The sequence below is a fragment of the Streptomyces sp. NPDC085931 genome (genome assembly GCF_044540565.1).
Classification (GTDB): Bacteria; Actinomycetota; Actinomycetes; order Streptomycetales; family Streptomycetaceae; genus Streptomyces.
Genome location: NZ_JBITSK010000003.1, coordinates 300,244 through 320,540 on the forward strand (window position 1 = coordinate 300,244; position 20,297 = coordinate 320,540).

At 75.3% G+C, this 20,297-nt stretch carries 11 protein-coding genes; 3 read left to right on the forward strand and 8 right to left on the reverse strand.

Annotated elements, in window-relative coordinates:
- Positions 1-5 precede the first annotated feature (5 nt).
- From paaD to paaA, 4 genes are read right to left on the reverse strand one after another with little or no spacing between them, the layout of a single operon-like run.
- Positions 6-518, reverse strand: a complete 513-nt coding sequence (gene paaD, locus ACIGAN_RS07455) for a 1,2-phenylacetyl-CoA epoxidase subunit PaaD (RefSeq protein ID WP_365090144.1) — start codon at positions 516-518, stop codon at positions 6-8.
- A complete protein-coding gene (gene paaC, locus ACIGAN_RS07460) occupies positions 515-1,306 on the reverse strand; it encodes a 1,2-phenylacetyl-CoA epoxidase subunit PaaC (protein ID WP_399856233.1) in 792 nt (263 codons plus the stop codon). The genes paaD and paaC overlap by 4 nt, the downstream gene beginning before the upstream one ends.
- Positions 1,307-1,316: 10 nt before the next feature.
- The gene (gene paaB / locus ACIGAN_RS07465) at positions 1,317-1,628 is read right to left on the reverse strand and encodes a 1,2-phenylacetyl-CoA epoxidase subunit PaaB (RefSeq protein ID WP_085572033.1); all 312 of its coding nucleotides are present in this window, start codon (positions 1,626-1,628) and stop codon (positions 1,317-1,319) included.
- The gene (gene paaA, locus ACIGAN_RS07470; RefSeq protein WP_399855799.1) at positions 1,625-2,665 is read right to left on the reverse strand and encodes a 1,2-phenylacetyl-CoA epoxidase subunit PaaA; all 1,041 of its coding nucleotides are present in this window, start codon (positions 2,663-2,665) and stop codon (positions 1,625-1,627) included. The genes paaB and paaA overlap by 4 nt, the downstream gene beginning before the upstream one ends.
- A 323-nt stretch (positions 2,666-2,988) precedes the next feature.
- On the opposite strand from paaA, the gene ACIGAN_RS07475 reads away from it, so the two are divergent.
- The 3 genes from ACIGAN_RS07475 (at position 2,989) to ACIGAN_RS07485 (ending at position 5,979) form a co-directional block, all read left to right on the forward strand.
- On the forward strand, positions 2,989-3,237 hold the full coding sequence (locus ACIGAN_RS07475; RefSeq protein ID WP_106410833.1) for an acyl carrier protein: 249 nt from the start codon (positions 2,989-2,991) through the stop codon (positions 3,235-3,237).
- Entirely contained in the window at positions 3,237-4,721 is a 1,485-nt protein-coding gene (locus ACIGAN_RS07480; RefSeq protein ID WP_365741162.1) for a class I adenylate-forming enzyme family protein, read from the forward strand. Before ACIGAN_RS07475 ends, ACIGAN_RS07480 begins: the two co-directional genes overlap by 1 nt.
- 430 nt (positions 4,722-5,151) lie before the next feature.
- Complete coding sequence (locus tag ACIGAN_RS07485) at positions 5,152-5,979, forward strand: enterobactin synthetase (protein WP_399855802.1); 828 nt, start codon at positions 5,152-5,154, stop codon at positions 5,977-5,979.
- A gap of 48 nt (positions 5,980-6,027) precedes the next feature.
- Here the strand turns inward: ACIGAN_RS07485 and ACIGAN_RS07490 are convergent, their stop codons facing one another.
- From ACIGAN_RS07490 to ACIGAN_RS07505, 4 genes are all read right to left on the reverse strand, one after another.
- Entirely contained in the window at positions 6,028-6,222 is a 195-nt protein-coding gene (locus ACIGAN_RS07490) for an antitoxin (RefSeq protein ID WP_365090152.1), read from the reverse strand.
- A gap of 67 nt (positions 6,223-6,289) precedes the next feature.
- Positions 6,290-7,519, reverse strand: a complete 1,230-nt coding sequence (gene ccrA, locus ACIGAN_RS07495; RefSeq protein WP_365740659.1) for a crotonyl-CoA carboxylase/reductase — start codon at positions 7,517-7,519, stop codon at positions 6,290-6,292.
- Positions 7,520-7,541: 22 nt separating this feature from the next.
- A complete protein-coding gene (locus ACIGAN_RS07500; RefSeq protein ID WP_365740658.1) occupies positions 7,542-11,429 on the reverse strand; it encodes a type I polyketide synthase in 3,888 nt (1,295 codons plus the stop codon).
- Positions 11,422-20,058 (reverse strand): amino acid adenylation domain-containing protein, encoded by an 8,637-nt coding sequence (locus tag ACIGAN_RS07505; protein WP_399855805.1) that lies wholly within the window; start codon positions 20,056-20,058, stop codon positions 11,422-11,424. Before ACIGAN_RS07505 ends, ACIGAN_RS07500 begins: the two co-directional genes overlap by 8 nt.
- Positions 20,059-20,297 lie beyond the last annotated feature (239 nt).

Genomic DNA, 20,297 nt, shown 5'->3' on the forward strand with positions numbered 1-20,297 from the left:
GTGCCTCACAGCGCGGTCAGGTGGGGGAAGGGCTCGCGGCACGCCGTGCACCACAGCACCGACTGGCAGCGGGACGGCCCGAAGGCGCTGTGCGGCCGGGTGGCCGTCGAGCCGCAGTGCGGGCAGGGCACCGCGCCCAGGGCGACGGGGACCGGGCCGCCGGGTGCCGGGGACACGGGTGGGGCGATGCCGTGCGCGGCGAGGGCGCGGCGCCCCTCGGGGGTGATGCGGTCCGTCGTCCAGGCGGGTGTGAGGACGTGCCGGACGCGGCCGTCGGGGTGACCGCAGGCGATCAGGACCTCCCGCACCGCCGCGGTGATCTCGGGCAGCGCGGGGCAGCCCAGGTAGGTGGGCATCAGCTCCACCTCCAGCACACCGTCGGCGCCGGGCGCGACGGAGTGCACCACGCCGAGGTCGCCGAGGCCGATCACCGGCAGTTCGGGGTCCGGGAGCGCGGCCACCCGCTCGCGCACCTCCTCGGCGGAACGGCGGGCCGTGACCGGTGCGGGCCCGCTCACCAGGTGCCTCCGGGGAACTGCCGCCGCACGGACTGCAGTTCCGCGATCAGCGGGCCGAACTCCTCGGTGTGCAGGCCCGAGCGGCCGCCGGTGGCCGACCAGGTGGGAGCGGGCACGGCGAGTCCCGCCTCTTTGACGACCTCGGTGACCCGGTCGAGCCACGTGTCGCGCAGCGCCGCCGGTGAGGGCACCGTGCCGGAGGCGGCCAGGCGGCGCGCGACGTCGTCCTCCTCGAAGAGTTCGCCCGTGTAGGGCCACACCCGCTCCAGGGCCCGTCGCATGCGGCGGGTGCTCTCCGGGGTGCCGCGTCCCAGCGTCACCGTCCAGCGGTCGGCGTGCAGCCGGTGGAAGGCGACCTCCTTGGCGGCCCGGACGCCGAACGCGGCGAGTTCGGCATCGGCGCTGTGCGCCAGGGCCTCGTAGTGGAGGACGGCGTAGTGGGTGTAGGCGAGTTGCCGTGCCACGGTCACGGCGAAGTCGCCGTTGGGGAGTTCGGTCAGCAGGGCGTTGGTGAACTCGCGCTCCGAGCGGGTGTAGGCGAGGTCGTCCTCGCTGCGGCCGGACCCGTCGAGGCGTCCGGCGCGGGACAGGAGCGTGCGGGCGTGGCCGATGAGGTCGAGGGCGATGTTGGACAGGGCCAGGTCCTCGTCGACGGTCGGCGCGCGGGTGATCCACTGGCACAGCCGCTGGCCGAGGACGAGGGCGTCGTCGCCGAGGCGCGTCAGGTGCCGGGCCAGGTCGGGATCGGCGGCGGCCGGCGGCTCGCCCGGCGGGCGGCCGGGACGCACCGCCGCGACGTCACTCGTGGTGCTCACCTTCGGGGCCTTTCTCGGTCAGCGGCGCGTAGTGCTCGGGGTAGCGGTACGGCTTGTGGCGGGCGCCCGCGAAGTACGGGTCGCGTTCGTCCGGGGAGGCCGTGTGCACGGCGTCGGAGCGGACCACCCACAGCGACAGGGGCTCGCCCCGCCGGGTGTACAGATCGCGGGCGGCGGCCAGGGCCGCGTCCGGCCCCGCGGCGCGCACCGAGCCGACGTGTTGATGGGCCAGGCCCCTGCGGGCCCGCAGGAACACCTCCCAGGACGCCGGCGCGCCTTCCCGTGCCGCGCTCATGCGGCCGCTCCCGCCGGCTCGTCCGTCCTCGCGGCGTATGCGACGGCGGCCTCCCGGACCCAGGCGCCGTCCTCGTGCGCGGCCAGGCGGTGGGCGATGCGCTGCCGCGCCCAGTGCGTGTCGTCGCCCAGGGCGCGGCGGTAGGTGTCCCAGTCGACGGGCGTGAAGTCGTAGTGGCCGCGCTCGTCGTTCCAGCGGATCGCAGGGTCGGGCAGCGTCAGGCCGAGGCGTTCGGCCTGCGGGACGCAGGTGTCGACGAAACGCTGGCGCAGTTCGTCGTTGGTGTGGCGCTTGATGCCCCAGGCCATCGCGCGGCGGGAGACGGCCGCTCCCAGCGCGGCGGTGCGCGCGTCGGCGCCGCCCGCCTCGGTGTCGGGCGGTCCGAACATCAGCGCCACGGCCGGCAGCCACCAGCGGTTCACCGCGTCCTGTGCCATCTCCTTCTGCTCCGGTGTCCCCTCGCACAGGGCGCGCATCAGGTCGTAGCCCTGCCGCACGTGGAAGGCCTCCTCCTGGCAGACGCGGCGCATCGCCCGGGCGTAGGGCCCGTAGGAGGTGCGGCACAGGGGTGCCTGGTTGATGACGGCGGCGCCGTCCGTCAGCCAGGCGATGGCGCCGGTGTCCGCCCAGGTCAGCGCGGGGTGGTTGAAGGTGGCCGAGGCGCGCTGGCGGCCGTGGTGCAGGGCGTCCAGCAGGTCGGCGCGGTCCACGCCGAGCGTCTCGGCGGCGGAGTACAGGTACAGGCCGTGGCCCGCCTCGTCCTGGACCTTGGCGAGCAGGACCGACTTGCGGTGCAGGGAGGGGGCGCGGGTGAGCCAGGCGCCCTCCGGCTGCATGCCGATGATCTCGGAGTGCGCGTGCTGGGCGATCTGGCGGACCAGCATGCGGCGGTAGCCGTCGGGCATCCAGTCGCGCGGTTCGATCGTCTCGCCGTCGGCGATGAGCGCGTCGAAGTGGGCGAGCAGCTCGTCCTCGTCCGGGGCGGCCGCAGCGTCCGCGGTGGCGGGGGTGGCGGGGGTGGTGGTCGGCGCGGTCACCGGGCACCGCCCGGGTGTCCGGTGGCCGTCGCGGCGGTGCCGTGCTGCGGGCACCGTCCCGGGGCCCGGTCCCGTACCGGCTGCCTGGGCACGCGCATCACTCCTTCGGCTGGGGAACCGCCCGCCGCGGGGCCGGGCGGAGCGGGTTGCTTCGTTGCGGTAAGAGGCCGCGGGCGTGGCCCGGCTATCCCCGCCGCGTCGGGTTCGGGCGCGTGACAAAGCTCACGGCAAGGCCCGGGGAGTGGGGTCGCCCGCGGCCGCCTCTTGAGGAGGTGACAGTCGTAGACCGCGGCGGCCGGCACGCCGGGGCGAAAGGGGAAACCATGAGCACCATCAGGGAGTTGCTGGTCGAACTCACCGGCACCGTCGAGTACGCCGACCGGATCGGCGACGACGCCGACCTGGCCGCCAGCGGCATCGACTCCGGGGACCTGGTGCGTCTCGTGCTGCTGGTCGAGCAGCGGCTCGGCGTCGAGATCACGGCCGAGGACATGGAGGAGCTGCGCACGATCGGCGACTACGAGCGTTTCGTGGCCGAGCGCACGGTCGCCGGCGCGAGCGGCGGTGCGTGATGTGGCTGACGCAACTGCTGGAACGCAACCGCCAGTGCCGGCCCGGCCGGACCGCGCTGGTGGACGAGGAACGCAGCGTCACCTGGGCCGAACTGCATGACCGTACGCTGCAACTCGCGCACGGGCTGGCCGACCTGGGGATCCGGCGGGGCGACCGGGTGGCCGTGCTGTCCAAGGACCGGATCGAGGTCCTGGAGAGCTACTTCGCGCTGGCCCGGCTGGGCGCGCTGTTCGTGCCGCTGAACCACAGCCTGGCCGAGCCCGAGGTCGCCGGGATCGTCGAGCGCGTCGGCGCGGTGGCCGTCCTCGGTGAGTCCGAGCTGCTGGACCGGCACACCGCACTGCCGTCCTCGGTGCGGATCCGGGTGGCCTTCGACAAGCCCGCCTTCGCGGCGCTGGGCACGCTCGCCGCCGAGCGGGAGCTGCCGGACGTCGCCGACACGGACCCGATCGCCGTGCTGCACACCTCGGCGACCACCGGGCAGGCCAAGGGGGTGACGGTCGACAGCGCGTCGTTCCGGGCCATCGCCCTGGGCTGGCTGGTGATGGCCCGCCCCACGGACGACATCGTCATGGTCAACTGCTGCCCGCTGTACCACGGCAGCATGGTCGTCTCCCTCACCTACCTGGCGGCGGGCGCGACGGTCGTGCTGATGCCCGGGTTCACCCCGCAGCGGGCGCTGTCCGCGGTGGAGACGCACCGCGCCACCCACATGTGGCTGGTGCCGCAGATGCTGCGCTTCATGCTCCAGGCGAAGGCCTCCCAGCGCACCGACCTGTCCTCCCTGCGGGAAGTGCTGTACGGGGCGGCCCCGATGCCGCTCGACGTCTACGCCGACGCGGTGGAACGGCTCGGATGCGGCTTCCGGCAGGTGTACGGCATGACCGAGGTCGGCGGCCCGTTCGTCACGCTCGGTCCCGACGAGCACCCCGCGCCCGGGGACGTCACCGCCCGCATCCCGTGCGGGCGGGTCGTGCCGGGCATGTCCGCCCGCGCCGTGGACGAGACCGGGCGGGAGCTGCCGCCCGGCGAGATCGGCGAGATCGTGGTGCGCGGGCCGGGCGTCATGCAGGGCTACTGGAACGACCCGGAGGCCACGCGGGAGATCACCCGGAACGGCTGGATCAGGACCGGCGACCTCGGCTTCATGGACGAGGAGGGCCGCATCAGCCTGGTGGACCGCACCAAGGACGTGATCATCCGGGCGGGCCAGAACGTCTACCCCTCGGAGATCGAGCGCGCCCTGATGACCCACCCGGCGGTCCGGGACGCGGCGGTCGTCGGCATGCCCGACGAGGACTACGGCGAGGTGCCGCTGGCGTACGTCGCCCTGGAGCCGGGCGCTGAGCCGGGCACGGCGGAACTGCTCGCGCATGTCGCGGGGCTGCTGGCGCCGTACAAGCGGCCGCGGCGGGTCGAGTTCATCGAGCAGGTGCCGCGCAACCCCGCCGGGAAGATCATCAAGAAGCTGCTGCGGGCGTGAGCGCGTGCGGCGGCGAACGGCGATGACCGGGAGCCCGATGCGACCCGGGCCCACCGGAACGGAGCACGGCTGGACGCCCGGAACGGACACGGAGTCCTGGCGGACGGCGCAGGACGAGGGGCGACCGGGGGCTGCGACCGGAGCGCCGGCGGGTACGGCCCGGGCCGGTGCGGAGCCCAGGAGGGCTCGGGCCGGTGCGCAGCCCAGAACGGCCCGGGCCGGCGCAGAACCCGGGGGGCGGGCCCAGGCAGATGGCCCCGTGGGGCGGGCCCAGGCCGGTGCAGGACCCGTCGGGCCGGCCCAGGCCGATGAAGAACCCGTCGGGCCGGCCCAGGCAGATGGAAAACCCGTCGGGCCGGCCCAGGCAGGTGCCGAACCCACATGGGCGGCTCAGGTACAGGTGAAGTCCTCGTGGGCGGCTCAGGTGCAGGTGAAGCCCTCGTGGGCAGCCCGGGCACGGGCCGGCGTCGCGCGGACGACGCATGCCGGCGAGGACGCCGGGAGGGCGGCCGCCGCGCGGGTTCCGGCCGGTGCGGAATCCCTGGGGACGGCGTCGGGGGACGGGGAAGCACTGTCGACGGTCGAGGGCCTGGTGGCGCTCGGGCCGCTCCTGGCCGCTGCCGGGCTCGGTCTCGGCGTGGCCGCCGTGTCGGAGCCGGGGCCGGAACCGGCGGGGCCCGCCGAGGCGGCCGCCGCCGCGGCGATGCCGCCGAGGCGCCGGCTGGAGTTCCTGGCCGGCCGGCGGGCCGCCCGGCGGGCGCTGCGTGCGGTGGGGCTGGACTGCGGGGAGATCCCGCGCAGGGGGCGCCTGCCGGTGTTCCCGCCAGGGCGGGCCGCGTCGATCTCGCACAGTGCCGAGATCGCCGTCGCCGTGGCCGCTGCCCCCGGCCGGGGCCTGCCGGTCGGCTGCGACCTGGAGCTGCGGCCCCTCCCCCGCGAAGCGGCCCGCCTGGTGCTGTGCGAGGACGAGGAGTCCCTGCTCACCGACGCGGGGCTGCCGCCCGGTGCGGGCGCGGCCGGGTCGGTGACGGCGTTGTTCTCCGCGAAGGAGGCCGCGTGGAAGGCCCTCACCGTGATCACGGCTGAGGGCCGGGAGGGCCCGGCGGGGAGTCTGCGGGAGTTGCGCGTCTCACCCGGCGGGGAAAGTCTGCGTGTGTGCCTGCGCGCCGAGCCCGCGCACGCCGTGCGGGTGCGGGTCGTGCGCGTCGGTGCGGGAGTGTTCAGTTACGTCACCGGCCGGGCCGGCACCCGCGACTGAGCGGACGCCGCCCGTCCCCGGCGCACCGGGGACGGGCGGCGCTGCGGTTCAGCGCTCCGGCGTGCCACCGTCCCGGTAGGAACGCCGCACCGCGTCGGCCGCCTTGTCGGTCTTGGCGTCGTACTTGTCGCCCGTCCGCTCGTCGACCATGCGCTCGGCGCCCGAGACGCCCTTGTCCGCCTGGTCGGGGTGACCCTTGGCCATCTGCTTGGCCTTGTTCATCATGTCGCCCAGCTTGCCCATGGGGGTACCTCCGGGAGGTCCGTGTGCGTCGTACCCCGCCGCAGGTACCCCTCTGGCCGGGCGTGAATCACCCGCGGTCGCCGACCCTGGCGGCCATATTGCCCGCCGGGTGGCGGTTGTCGTGGATGAGCTGGTGCGCGAGGCCGATCTCGTCGAAATCGAAGGTCCGGGACAGGCAGGGGTCGATGATTCCCTGGTCGATCAGCCGCGTCACCTCGCGTGCCTCGCGGGCGGTGGCGACGTGCGAGCCCTGCAGGCGCTTCTGCCGCATCCACAGGAACCGCAGGTCGACGTCGCCGTTGTAGCCGGTGGTGCCGCCGCACAGGACGACCATGCCGCCGTTGTCGCACAGGTACAGGGACGTGGGGATGGTGTCGGCGCCGGAGTGCTCCAGCACGATGCGCGGGCTGCGGCGCTCGCCGAGCACGTCCCAGAAGGCCCGCCCGAAGGCGCGGGCCCCGGACAGCCAGCGGCCCATGGCCTCGTCGTCGGAGGTGTCCGGCAGCCGCCCCCAGTGGTCGAACCGCCGCCGGTCGATGAAGCCCTCGGCGCCCAGCTTGAGGCAGAACTCACCGCGTTCCTCACTGGAGACGACCGCGACGGGGATGCCGCCGACGTGCCGGACGAGCTGGATGGCGATGCAGCCGAGTCCGCCGGCGCCGCCCCAGATCAGCACCGGGTCACCCGGGCGCACCGTGTGCGGCTGCCAGCCGAACAGCTGGCGGTAGGCGGTGGCGGCGGTCGCCATGTAGCAGGCGGCCTCCGCCCACGACAGCCGGGCGGGCTTGGGGTGGAGCATGTAGTCGTCGACGACCGCGAACTGGGCGAAGGAGCCGTAGTTCTCCTCGTAGCCCCACACCCGCTGGCTGGTGGACCAGGTGGGGTCGCCGCCGAGGCGGATGTCCTCGGCCTTCTCGTCCCAGCGGTTGGCGAGGACGACCACCTCGTCCCCGAGCTTCACCCCGCGCACGTCCTCGCCGACCGCCCAGACGATGCCGGACAGGTCGGAGCCGCCGATGTGGAAGTCCTCGGTGGCGCCCGCCTTCTGCCGCGCGGCGATCACGTCGAGCGGCGAACCGAGCGCCGCCCAGACGTTGTTGTAGTTGATGCCGGCCGCCATCACCTTCACCAGGACCTGGCCGCGCCCCACGGGCGGGACGTCGACCACCTCGGTGCGGAAGGCGTCGACGGGCTGTCCGTAGCGCTCACGGCGGATGAGCGAGGCGTACATCTTCTTCGGGGCGGTGCCGATCTCGGGCGCGTCACCGAGTTCGTAGAGGTCCTGGGTCGCACTCACGCTGGTTCTCCTCGACGCGGGTTCAGGGGGAAGGGGAGGTGGCGGCCCGGTCGCCGAGACCGCGCAGGGCCTTGGCGACCGCTTCACCGATACGGGCGATCGGTTCGGGTTCGGTCATCTCGTAGTGGCCGCAGGGCACGTGGTGGTCGTGGAGCGTGCCGTCGACGTAGGGCCGCCAGCTGTCGGCCTTGCCCGGCAGGACCGCCAGATCCGCCGGGAAGTCGGTGGGCTGCTCCTCCGCGGCGCTGAAGAACAGCACGTCGCCGCGGTAGACGCCGGGGGTGAACTGTGGCGCGATGCGCAGGTTGTTGCGCATGACGGCGGCGATGGCGGCGGCCTCGGCGCGGGTCACGGGGACGCTCGACGGGTCGGCCGTGACCCGGGCGTCGATCCGGTCCAGGACGGTGTCCACGGACGCCCCGTCGACCGCGAGCCCGGCCACCCTGGACAGCAGGGCGGCGACCTGGCGTTCGGCCGCCTCGGGGTCGTGGACGGTGCCGTGCGGCTGGGGGGCGTCCAGCATGGCGAGGAGCTCGACCTGCTCCCCGTCGCGCTGGAGGGCGCAGGCCATGGCGTGGGCGACGAATCCGCCGTAGGACCAGCCCAGCAGCCGGTAGGGGCCGTGGGGTTGCACCTCGCGCACCAGGTCGAGGTAGTGGGCGACCATGGCGGCGGCGTCCGGGGCGGGCGGCCGGGTGCCGTCGAGGCCGGCCGCCTGGATGCCGTGGACGGGCTGGTCACCGCCGAGGTGGGGCAGCAGCCCCGTGTAGCGCCAGGCGATGCCCGCGCCGGGGTGGACGCAGAACAGGGGCGTGGCGGTGCCCTCGGCGCGCAGCGGCAGCAGCGGGCCGAGCGCGGTGGTGGTGCCGTCCGGCGCCGTCTCGGCCGGCTGGTCGGCCGAGGCGAGGACCCCGGCCACGGTGGGCGCGGCCAGCAGGGTCGCCGCCGGGACGTCGAGGACACCGGCCTGGCGCAGCCGGCCCGCCAGCAGCACGGCGCGCATCGAGTCGCCGCCGAGGTCGAAGAAGTTGTCGTGCAGGCCGATGCCGCCGATGCCGAGGGTCTCCTCCCACAGCCGGGTGACCTCGCGTTCGCGGTCGGTGCGCGGCGGTACGTGCTCGGTCGTCAGCCGGGGCCGGGGGGCGAGGCCGGCGTCCGCGGCGGCCGGGGTGTCGTCGGACGCGGCGGGGTCCGTCCGGGCGCCCGGCGCGTCGATCCAGTGGCGCAGGCGTTCGAAGGCGTACGGGGGCAGCGGCACCCGCCGGGGCGAGCCCGGCACCGGGGGCAGGGCGCTGTCCACGCCCGCGCTCCACAGCCGTCCCAGCGCCTCGGCGAGGACGAACCCGTCGGACGCCTCGGCCTTGGCGTGCCGCATGGTGGTCACCGTGACCGGCGCCGCGTCGGTGAGCCGGCCGGTGGCGAGCTTGGTCAGGGTGTCGCCGGGCCCGATCTCCACGAGGACGGGGCGCAGCCGGTCCCACAGGGCGGTGATGCCGTCGGCGAACCGGACGGTGTCGCGGGTGTGGTCGATCCAGTGCCGTACGGAGGTGGCCTGGGCGTCGGTGATCCAGGTGCCGGTGACGTTGGTGACGTACGGGATGCGCGGCGGGCGCAGGGTGACTTGGCGCAGGTGGGTCTCGTAGGCCGGCAGGACGGGGTCAAGGACGTGGGAGTGGGCCGCGACGGGGATGCGCAGGCGGCGGAACGGGACGCCGCGGCGGGTGAGTTCGGCTTCGAAGCGGGTGACGGCGTCGAGGTGCCCGGCGACGGTGCAGGCGCTGGGGCCGTTGACGGCGGCCAGGGACAGGTCGGCGTCGAGCAGGGGCCGGATCTCCTCGGCCGGGGCGGCGACGCCGACCGTGGCCCCGCCGGCGGAGCTGATGAGTCGGATGCGTTCGGTGACCAGGGGCAGCATGTCCGCCAGGTCGATGACGCCGGCCAGGCAGGCGGCCGTGTACTCGCCGAGCGAGTGGCCGATCAGCGCGTCGGGGCGCACGCCCGACTCCATGAGGGTGCGGGCCAGGGCGTACTCGGTGACGACGAGTCCGAGGAACGCGCAGAGGTCGTCGGGCCGTTGCTCCTCGAAGAGGGCGGTGCGCAGGTCGGTGCCGAGGACGGGCCGCAGGATGCGGGCGCACTCGTCGACGGTGTCGCGGTAGACGGCGTGGTCGCGGTACAGCTCCTTGCCCATGCCGGGGTACTGGGTGCCGCCGCCGGGCAGCAGGAACGCCACCCGGACCGGGTCGTCGGTCAGCGGCGGGGTGGCAGGGGCGGCGGAGCGCAGCGCGTCGAGGGCCTCGGCGCGGGAGGCGGCCGAGACGGTGAGCCGGTGGCGCAGCGCGGGCCGGTCGGTGCGCAGGGAGTGGGCCACGTCGTCCAGGCGCAGCTCCGGCCGGCGCTCCAGGTGCCGGGCGAGTGCCTCGGCCTGGCCGCGCAGGGCTCCGGCGGTGCGCGCCGACAGCGGCAGCACCACGCGGCGCTCCTCCTCGGGCGGGCGCGGCGCGGCGGGTGCGACGCGGGGTGCCTCCTCCAGGACGACATGGGCGTTGGTGCCGCCGATGCCGAAGGCGCTGACGGCGGCCCGGCGGGGGTGCTCCCCCTCGGGCCAGTCCTCCAGGGCGGTGGGCACGCGGAAGGGGCTCGCGTCGAAGTCGATGAGCGGGTTGGGCCTCTCGAAGTGCAGGCTCGGCGGGATCTGCCGGTGTTCCAGGGCCAGGACGGCCTTGATGAGTCCGGCGATGCCGGCGGCGGCTCCCAGGTGGCCGATGTTGGTCTTGACCGAGCCGAGCGCGCAGAATCCGGTCCGGTCCGTGCTGTGCCGGAAGGCCTCCGTCAGGGCGGACACCTCGATCGGGTCGCCGAGTTTGGTGGCGGTGCCGTGCGCCTCGATCAGGCCGATGGTGCCGGCGTCGACCTCGGCCTGGGCCTGCGCGGCGAGGATGACCTCGGTCTGCCCGGCGGCGCTGGGGGCGCTGAAGCCGACCTTGCGGCGGCCGTCGTTGTTGACGGCGCTGCCGCGGATGACGGCGCGGATGCGGTCGCCGTCGGCGAGGGCGTCCTCCAGTCGCTTGAGGACGACGGCTCCCACTCCGTCGCCGGAGGAGGTGCCGGCGGCGTCCGCGGCGAAGGCCCGGCAGTGCCCGTCGGGTGAGAAGGGCCCGTCGGGCACGTGGCGGTAGCCCAGGACGGCCGAGGGGTTGAGGGAGACGGCGGCGGCGAGCGCGGTGTCGCAGCGGTGGTCGAGCAGGTCCTGGCAGGCGGTGTGCACGGCGACCAGCGCGGTGGAGCAGGCCGTCTGCAGGGACACGCTGGGCCCGGTGAGGCCGAGTTCGTAGGAGATGCGGGTGGCGAGGGTGCCGAGGGAGTTGGCCGTGGCCGCGTGGACGAGGGCCACCGAGCCGGGCTGCCCGGCGAAGCGGGGGTGGACGTGGGCCGGGTAGTAGCGGCTGTCCCCCGCCCCCGCGTACACGCCGAACGCCTCGTCGGACCGGTCGGCGCCGAGGCAGCCGGCGTCCTCCAGGGCGTGGTAGGCCGTCTCCAGCAGCAGTCGCTGCTGCGGGTCGACGACGGCGGCCTCGGCGGGGCTGTAGCCGAAGAAACCGGAGTCGAAGCGGTCGATGCCCTCGACGACGGACACCTTGCGGATCAGTGACGGGTCGTCGAGGTCGCGCGGGTCGCCGCCCGCGGCGAGGAACTCCTCGTCGGTGACGGGCCGTACGGACTCCCGGCCGGCCGCGAGGTTGTCCCAGAAGGCGTCGAGGTCGTCGGCGCCGGGGAAGCGGCCCGCCATGCCGATGACGGCTACGGCGGGGAAGTCCTCGTCGAGGGGTGCGGTGGTGTCGTGCACGGCCTGTGCCTCGTCCTCTCCCGGTTCGTGGGTGTGCGGTGTGCCGTCGGCCCGCTCACGCATGGCCGCGGTCCTTGCCCTGGCGGGCGGTGCGGCGGGCGCGGGCGGCGCGTTGCCGGCGGGCTTGTTCCCGGGCGCGGTCCAGGCCGTCGCCGGTCTCCGGCCGGGAGGGCGCCTCGGCGTCCGGCACCGGGCCCGCGCCGGTGGCCGACAGGTGGCGGGCCAGGTCCCGGACGGTGGGGTGTGCGAACAGGTCGACCACCGACAGGTCGCTGCCGAACGCGCGGTTGACGGCACTCTGGGCGGTGACCAGGAGCAGGGAGTTGCCGCCCAGGTCGAAGAAGTTGTCGTCCAGGCCCACGCGGTCGCGGCCCAGGACGTCGCACCACACCTCGGCGAGCCGGCTCTCCAGCCGCCGCAGGCCGTCTTCCGTGCCTGTCTCGTCGGGGCGGGCGCTCGTGCCCGCCGAGCGCAGCGTCCACCCGTCGTCGGACAGGCCGGCCGCGCGGGCGCGGCCGGTGACGGCGCGGTACAGGGCGCCGAGGTCGGTGCCGTCCTGCAGGCCGACCCGCGCGGCCAGGCGGCGGGTCTGGCGGACGGGCGCCACGACGTGGCTGCGCACCCAGGGGGCGGTGCGGTCGGCGCCGATCAGCAGGTGCGGCTCGTCGAGGGTGCGGGCGAGGTCGAAGGAGCGCAGCGCGGCGGGAACGTCGAGCAGCCGGTAGCCCCGGGCCTCGGTGAGCGCGGTGAGACCGTAGCCGCGGCTCATGCCGCGTTCGCGCCACATGCTCCAGGCGAGCGACTGGGCGGGCAGGCCGAGGCCGCGGCGGTACCCGGCGAGGGCGTCCAGGTAGGCGTTGGCGGCGGCGTAGGCGGCGTTCATGGCGCCGCCGAAGAAGCCGTTGACCGAGGAGAACATGACGAAGGAGTGGACCGGGTGGTCGGCGGTGAGCCGGTGCAGGGTCCACGCGCCGCGCACCTTCGCCTCCAGCGCCCGGCGCCAGGTGGGGCCGTCCAGTTCGCCCACGGGGCGCTCCACGAGCGTCCCGGCCAGGTGCAGCACCGACGTCAGGGGCACGCCCCAGGCTTCGGTGGCGGCCTCGACCGCGGCGCGGACCCGGGCTTCGTCGGTGACGTCGGCGCGGGCGTAGCGGACCTCTCCGCGGTCGCGCAGCCGCGGCAGGGCGTGGGCCTCGTCCTCGGGGGTGCGCCCGAGGACGAGCAGCCGGGTGCCGGGGGTGCGCAGCAGGTGGGCGGCGATCTCGGTGCCGACGCCGCCGAGGCCTCCGGTGAGCAGGGTGAAGCCGTCGGGCGCGGTCGGCTCGGCGCGGGGCGGGCTGTCGGGCAGGGCGGCCAGGCGGCGTTCGTAGCGCAGTCCGTCGCGGTACGCCACGTCCGCGCCGTCCGCGCCGGCGGCCGTCTCGGCCGTCAGGAGGGCCAGCGGGTCGGTGCCGTCGTCCGGGGGCAGGTCGAGGTGCCGGGTCCGCAGCCAGCCGCACTCCTCGGCCAGCGACTTCAGCAGCGCTCCGGCCAGGGCGTGGGGCGGGGAGGGGTGGTCGCCGGGGCGGACGGCCTGGGCGCCCGCGGACACGTGCACCAGGTCCACGGGGCGCTGCCGGCCGGGGCGGGCGATGAGGGCCCGGGCGAAGGCGAGCAGCCGCTCCGCACCGGTCGTGTCCTCCGGCGCCGTCCGGGGGCCCGCCCGGAGTCCGTCGAGGTGGAGGACGGCGTCGACGGGCCGCTGGTCGTGCTCCAGCCGGTCCAGCAGCGCGGCGTAGTCGGACTCCTCGGCGGGCCGGACGCGGTAGTGCGCGGCGTCGGTCCGGGTGTACGACGGTCCTTCGCAGACCACCGTGCACAGGCCCCCGGCGGAGCGCAGCGCGTCGGCGAGCCGTTGGGCGAGTGCGCCGGCCCGCGGGTCGCCGCCCGCGAGGACGAGGGTGTGCCGGCCGGACGTCGTGGGACGGGCGGCGGGGCGTTCCGCGCGCTGCCACACCGGGCGCAGGAACCAGTCGGGGACGGTGGCCGCGGTGCCCAGCAGCAGTTGGGTCCGGCGCACCTCGTCGTCGAAGTCGCCCGCCTCGAAGCTCTTGCGCAGCCGGGTGCGCTGGATCTTGCCGATCTCCGTCTTGGGGACGGCGTCCCGCGCCACGGGGATGAGGAAGGACGGGCTGACGCCGATCTCCCGGGTGACCTTGCCGGCGATCTCGCGCAGGGCGCGGGCCGGGTCGGCGGTGGCCTCCGGGGTGAGGTGCAGGAACAGGGCGAGTTCGTCGGTGGGTGACGAGGGATCGGTGCGCACCGCGACGGCGGCGGTGAAGCTCCGCTCGGCGTACGGCAGTTCCTCGACGCAGGCCTCGATCTCGTGGCTGTAGTGGTTCACGCCGTTGACGATGATGACGTCCTTGGCGCGGCCGGTGATGTAGAGCTCGCCGTCGCGCAGGAACGCCAGGTCGCCGGTGTCGAACCAGCCGTCGTCGGTGAACGCCTCGGCGTTGGCCGCCGGGTTGTCGTGGTAGCCGCCGGTCACCGAGGTGCCGCGGACCTGGAAGCGGCCCGCCTCGCCCTCGGTGAGGACCGTGCCCTGCTCGTCGACGATCCGCATGGCGAAGCCGGGGTAGGGCCGGCCGCAGCTGACGAACGTCCCTTCGCCCGGGACGGGTTCGGCGGGCAGGACGGCGTCGGTGACCACGGAGCAGGTCTCGGACATGCCCCAGCCGGGGTGCATCACGTCCTGCGGCAGGCCGAAGGGCTGGAGCGTGTGCAGGAACGCGCGGGCGGCGGAGGCGACGACGACCTCACCGGCGTTCATGACCAGCCGCATCGGCGACAGGTCCCAGGCGCGGCCGGTGAAGCGGTGGGCCTGTTCGGCGAGGAGCCCGAAGGCGAAGTTGGGCGCCCAGGTGACGGTGACCCGGTGCCGGTCGGCGAGGTCCATCCAGCGCAGCGGGTCCTGCAGGATCCAGGAGGTGGGGGCGTGCACCTGGCGGCAGCCCAGGTACACGTCGCGCAGGTGGAACATCACCACGCCGGTGACGTGGTCGAGCGGGATCCAGTTCAGGGAGACGTCGTCGGCGCCGAGGCCGTTCATCTGCTCGGTGGCGGCCGAGCGGGTGAGCACGTTGCGGTGGGTGAGCCGCACCGCCTTGGGCAGGCCGGTGCTGCCGGACGTCATGAGCATCAGCAGGAGGTCGTCCGGTTCGGCGGGGTGCCAGTCGTGGTCCTCGGGCGCCTCGCGCAGGGCGTCGGCGGTGGTGATGCGCGGCTCGGGCCAGTCCTGCCGGGCGGCGACCGCGCGCAGAGCGGCCTCGCGGCCGGCGGAGCACACGATCCAGGGGCGGCCGAGCATCCGCCAGATGCCCTCCAGCTTGGTCAGCGCCGCGGACGGGGTGTCGTAGGAGGCGGGGACGGTGAGCGGGACGGCGACGAAGTCGCCGAGGACGCAGCCCCACAGCACGGCGAGGAAGTCCTCGGTGACGTCGCACTGGAGGATGACCTGGTCGCCCGGGCGCAGCCCGGCCCGGCGCAGTCCGGCCAGGACGCGGGAGGCCTCGGGGACGAGGGACGCGTAGGTGCGCCGGTGCTCGCTGCCGTCGGCGTGGACGTGCACGATGTCGCCCCGGTCCCGTGCGGCGGCGCGGCGCAGGGCCTCGGCCCAGCTGGGCACGGACGGCTCGGCGAGGGCGGGGCCCTCGCTGACGGCCGGAACGCCGGAGGCCTGCGCGGTGCGGGCGGCGGGGGCGGCCTGGGCGGAGCGGTCGGGCAGTCCGGTGTGGCGGCGGTCCAGTTCCTCGGGGGCGTTCTCCACCGACACGTCGACCGTGGTGACGCCGGGCAGCGGTGCGAGCCGCTCCCGCCAGGTCCGGGCCGCGGTCGCGTCGACGGCGGGCAGGGCGCGCAGTGCCGCGCCGTCGACGGTGCCGTCCTCGGCCCGGGGCAGGGCGTTGACCGCCGTGACGCGGACGGAACCGTGGCCCGCGCGGTGCAGGAACTCCTCGACGCGTTCGGCGGCGTCGGACCGCCCGGGCACCACGTACAGGCGCGGCGGGGTGTCGCCGCCCGCGGGCAGGGCGTGGGCGGCGCGGATGCCGGGCACGGACAGGGCCGCGTCCTGAAGGACGGCGGGGTCGGCCGCGGCCGGGGCGGGGGTGCGCTCGGGGAGCGCGGGCAGGTCCCCGAGGCGGGTCCCGGGGTCGGCGCTCACCGTGCCGAGGACGTCGTGCAGCGCGTGGGCGAACGCTTCGGCGGTGCCGGCGTCGTAGAGGTCGGTGGCGTACTCGACGTGCAGGGTCAGGCCGTCGGGGCCGCCCTCGGGGTCGTGGCGCTCCAGGACGTCCACGAAGAGGTCGAACTTGGCGGTGCCGGTGGCGGTGGGCCGCAACTCGGTGCGGTGGCCGTCGAGTTCGAGGACGGCCGGCCTGTTGTTCTGCAGGGCGAGCATCACCTGGAACAGGGGGTGGCGGCCGGGCGTGCGGGGCGGGTTGAGGTCCTCCACCAGGCGGTCGAAGGGCAGGTCCTGGTGGTCCAGGGCGGCCAGGTCGGCGGTGCGCAGCCGGGCGAGGAGGTCGCGGAAGGCGGGATCCCCGGAGGTGTCGGCGCGCAGCACCAGGGTGTTGGTGATCAGGCCGATCAGGGGGTCGAGGCCGGGTTCGGTGCGGCCCGCCACGGGGGTGCCGAGGACGATGTCCTCGCCGGCGCCGCAGCGGGTGAGCAGGGCGCTGACAGCGGCGTGCAGCACCATGAAGAGGCTGGCGCCCTCACGGTCGGCGAGGTGCAGCAGGGCACGGTGCAGGGCGGCGTCGACGGCGAGTTCGACGTGCGCGCCGTCGCCGCGCGGCGCGGTGGGCCGCGGCCGGTCGCCGGGCAGGGTGCACTCCTCGGGCAGGCCGTCCAGCACGGTGCGCCAGTGGGCGGTGAGCCGTTCCAGCCGGCCGGGCCCGTCCGGTCCGGGGGCCAGCAGGGCGCGCTGCCACAGCGCGTAGTCGGCGTACTGCACCGCCGGCGGAGCCCAGTCGGGTGCCCGCCCCGCGCGGCGGGAGGCGTAGGCGGCGGACAGGTCGGCGGCGAAGGGGCCGAGCGACCAGCCGTCGGCGGCGGCGTGGTGCAGCACGAACAGCAGGACCCGTTCGGTGCCGGTGCCCAGCAGCCAGGCTGCGAGAGGGCTTTCGGCGGTCAGGTCGAAGCGGCGCCGCAGCGCGGCGGTGACATGGGCGGCGGCCTCCGCTGCGGGGCAGTCGATCCGCCGCAGCACCGGGCGCAGCTCTCCCGGCGCCAGGATGCGCTGGTAGGGCACTCCGTCGTGCTCGGCGATCACGGTGCGCAGACTCTCGTGCCGGTCGGCCAGGTCGCCGAGGGCCGCGTCGAGCGCCTCGGCGTCGAGGCCGGGCCCGACGGGGACGAGGAGCGGGATGTGGTAGGTGGCCGCGCCCTCGTCGAGCCGGTTCAGGAACCACATGCGTTCCTGCGCGAAGGACAGCGGCACGCGCTCGGGGCGCGCGGCCTCGCCGAGGACCGGCCGGGGCAGGGCGTCCTGCGCCCGTACGGCGAGCCGCAGGGCGAGCGCGGCCGGGGTCGGCGTCTCGAACAGGGCGGTGATGGGGATCTCCGCGCCGGTCTCGTGCCGCACACGGGCCAGCAGTCGGGTGGCGAGCAGGGAGTCGCCGCCCAGGTCGAAGAAACCGGCGTCCACCCCGACGGACTCGTGCGGCAGCTGCAGCACGTCCTCGAACAAGGCGCAGACCAGGGCCTGTTCGGGTGTGGTGGGGCGGGTGCCGGACGCGGCGGCGGTGAAGTCGGGGTCGGGCAGGGCCTGGACGTCGAGCTTGCCGTTCGCGGTCAGCGGCAGGGCGTCCACCGGGACGCAGACGGCGGGGACCATGTGCTCGGGCAGGTGGGCGGCGGCGTGGGCGCGCAGGTCGGCGGGGCTCGCGGGCGCGTCGCCGGAGGGGACGGTGTAGGCGACGAGGTGCAGGGCGCCGTTGCCGGCGTGGCGGGGCACGACGGCGGCGCGGGAGACGCCCGGATGGGCGGCGAGGACGGCCTCGATCTCGCCGGGTTCGACGCGGAAGCCGCGCAGCTGTATCTGGGCGTCGGCGCGGCCGAGGTAGTCGAGGGTGCCGTCGGGGCGGCGCCGGGCGAGGTCGCCCGAGCGGTACATGCGGGTGCCGGGCGGGCCGTAGGGGTCGTCGAGGAAGCGTTCGGCGGTCAGTTCGGGGCGGTGCAGGTAGCCGGTGGCGACACCGGCGCCGGAGACGTACATCTCTCCGGTCGCTCCGGGCGGCACGGGGCGTCCCGCGGCGTCCAGCAGGTGGACCCGCAGGTCGGCCAGCGGAGTGCCGATGACACCGGCGCGGCGCGGGTCGTCCAGGTCGGCCGCGGTGAGCCGGTGGTGGGTGACGTGCACCGTGGTCTCGGTGATGCCGTACATGTTCACCAGCGCCGGGCGGTCCAGGCCGTGCCGTTCGGTCCAGGGGCGCAGCCGCGCCGGGCGCAGGGCCTCCCCGCCGAAGACGACGTAGCGCAACGCCCCGGCGTCGCCCCCGTGTTCGGCGTCGGCGTCGACGAGCTGCTCAAACGCGGACGGCGTCTGGTTGAGCACGGTGACGCCCTCGCGGTGCAGCAGGTCCAGGAACTCGCGCGGGGAGCGGCTGACGGCGTAGGGCACGACGACGAGCCGGCCGCCGTGCAGCAGGGCGCCCCAGATCTCCCACACGGAGAAGTCGAAGGCGTAGGAGTGGAACAGCGTCCACACGTCGTCGGCACGGAAGTCGAAGTGCTCGGCCGCGGCGGCGAAGAGCCGTACGACGTTGGCGTGCGGCACGGGCACGCCCTTGGGGCGGCCGGTGGAGCCGGAGGTGTGGATGATGTAGGCGGTGTCGGACGGCCCGGCCGGGCCGTGCCGTTCGGCGTCGGTGAGGTCGGCGCCGGAGCGGCGGGCGAGGTCCGCCGTCACCTGCGGGTCGTCCAGCAGCACGGCGGGGACGGTGGCGTCGGCGAGGTGGGCGTGGGCCTGCTCGGTGACCAGCACCACGGGGGCCGCGTCCTCGACGACCAGCCGCAGCCGCTCGGCCGGCTGGCCGGGGTCCAGGGGCAGGTAGGCGGCGCCGGTCTTGAGGACGGCCAGCAGGGCGGGCAGCAGCCGCAGGCCGCGTTCCAGGGCGAGCGCCACGACCCGGCCGGGCCCCGCGCCGTGCGCGGTCAGCAGCCGGGCGAGCCGGTTGGCCTCGGCGTTGAGCGCGGCGTACGTGAGCCGTTCGTGCCCGTGGCTGACGGCGGTCCGCTCGGGCCCGGCCGCCACCTGCGCCTCGAACAGTTCCGTGAGGGTCCGCTCGGCCGGGAAGGTGCGGACGGGCGTGTCGCGGGGGTGTTCACCCGGCAGCAGGACGTCCAGGTCGCCCAGCGGCGTCACCGGTTCGGCCGCGGCCAGCCGGTGCAGCACCGCGAGGAACCGCTCGCGGTGCAGGGCCAGTTCGTCCTCCTCGTACAGGGCGGGATTGGCGTCGAAGGCCAGCCACAGGCCGCCGCCGCGGGGTCCGGGGCGCACCGAGATCTGGAAGTCGTCGACGGCCCCGCCGGACAGGTGGTGCCAGGTGGTGGGGTGTCCGGCGAAGACCGGGGACTCGTCGAACGGGACGATGTTGAGCACCGGTCCGTACAGCCGGCGCCCGGTGCCCAGCAGGCCCAGGTCGCGGCGGAGGAACTCGCCCCGGTAGCGCTGGTGGCGGCGCAGGGCCTTCAGTTCACCGGCGACGGCGGCGACCAGCTCCGCGACGGGCGTGCCGGGGCCGGCCGCCACGCGCAGCGGGAGGACGTCGGAGGCGGTGCCCGGGGTGCGCAGGGCGGCGCTGCCGAGGCGGCTCATCGTGGCCAGGCCCAGCACCAGGTCTTCGGCGCCGGTCATCCGGTGCAGGTAGGCGGCGGTCGCGGCGGTCAGCAGGTCGGTGCGCCGGACCCCGAGGCGGGCCGCCGCGGCGTCGAGCGCCTCGGTCTCGGCGGGCGTCAGTTCGGCGGTGCGGCGCAGGAAGGGCGCCGTGGGGGCCGCCGTGCGGGAGGTGAGCCGGGCGGGCTCGGGCAAATCGGCCAGGCGCCGCGCCCAGTGGTCACGGTCCCGGGCGTGCCGTTCGGAGGCGAGGTAGGCCGCCTCCTCCTCCTGGAGCCGGCTGACCGGTGCGAAGGCGCTGGGCTCCGGCTCCCGCCCCTGCGCCAGGGCGTTGTAGGTGTCGGCCAGGCGGCGCCCGAGGAGCTTGTAGCTGTAGCCGTCCAGGAGCAGGTGATGTGCCCTCAGCAGCCACAGGTGGCGGTCGGGCGCCAGGGTCAGCAGGGTGTGCGCGAAGAGGGGGCCCTTCTCCAGGTCGACGGGGGTCGCGAGGTCGGTGCGGACGTGCTCCCACGCGGCGGCCTCGGGGTCCCCGGCGCCGCTGACGTCGACCCGGTGCAGGGGCCAGTCGTCCGCGTCCGGTGCGGGGTGGCAGCGGGGCCCGTCGTCGGTGTCGGCGAAACGCAGGGCGAAGGTGTCGGCCTCGGCGACGACGCGCCGCAGCGCGGTCTCGAACAGGGCGGTGTCGAGGGGTCCGTGGATCTCCACGGCCTCCGCGGTGTTGTACGCGGCGCTGTCCGGTGCGAGCCGTCCGGCGTACCAGAGCCCTTCCTGGGCTCCGGACAGCGGTCGACGTGCGTCCTCCTGGAGTGACATAGCGCAACCCTCACGTGGCAAGCCGTAGATGTCCCGGACGGCGAAGGCCCGGCCGGATCGGACGGGTGCGGCCGCCCCCGTGCCGCCCGCGCGTGTGGTGACGCGCCGGACCGCCGGCCCGCGGGGCGGGGAAAGGGACCGCACGACGAGGTCAGGGGGATCACGTCACCCGCCCCGGTTTCACGGCACAGCACGGTGCTGCACCGGCAGCGGCGGGGTCAAGGTGAACCGGTTTCAGG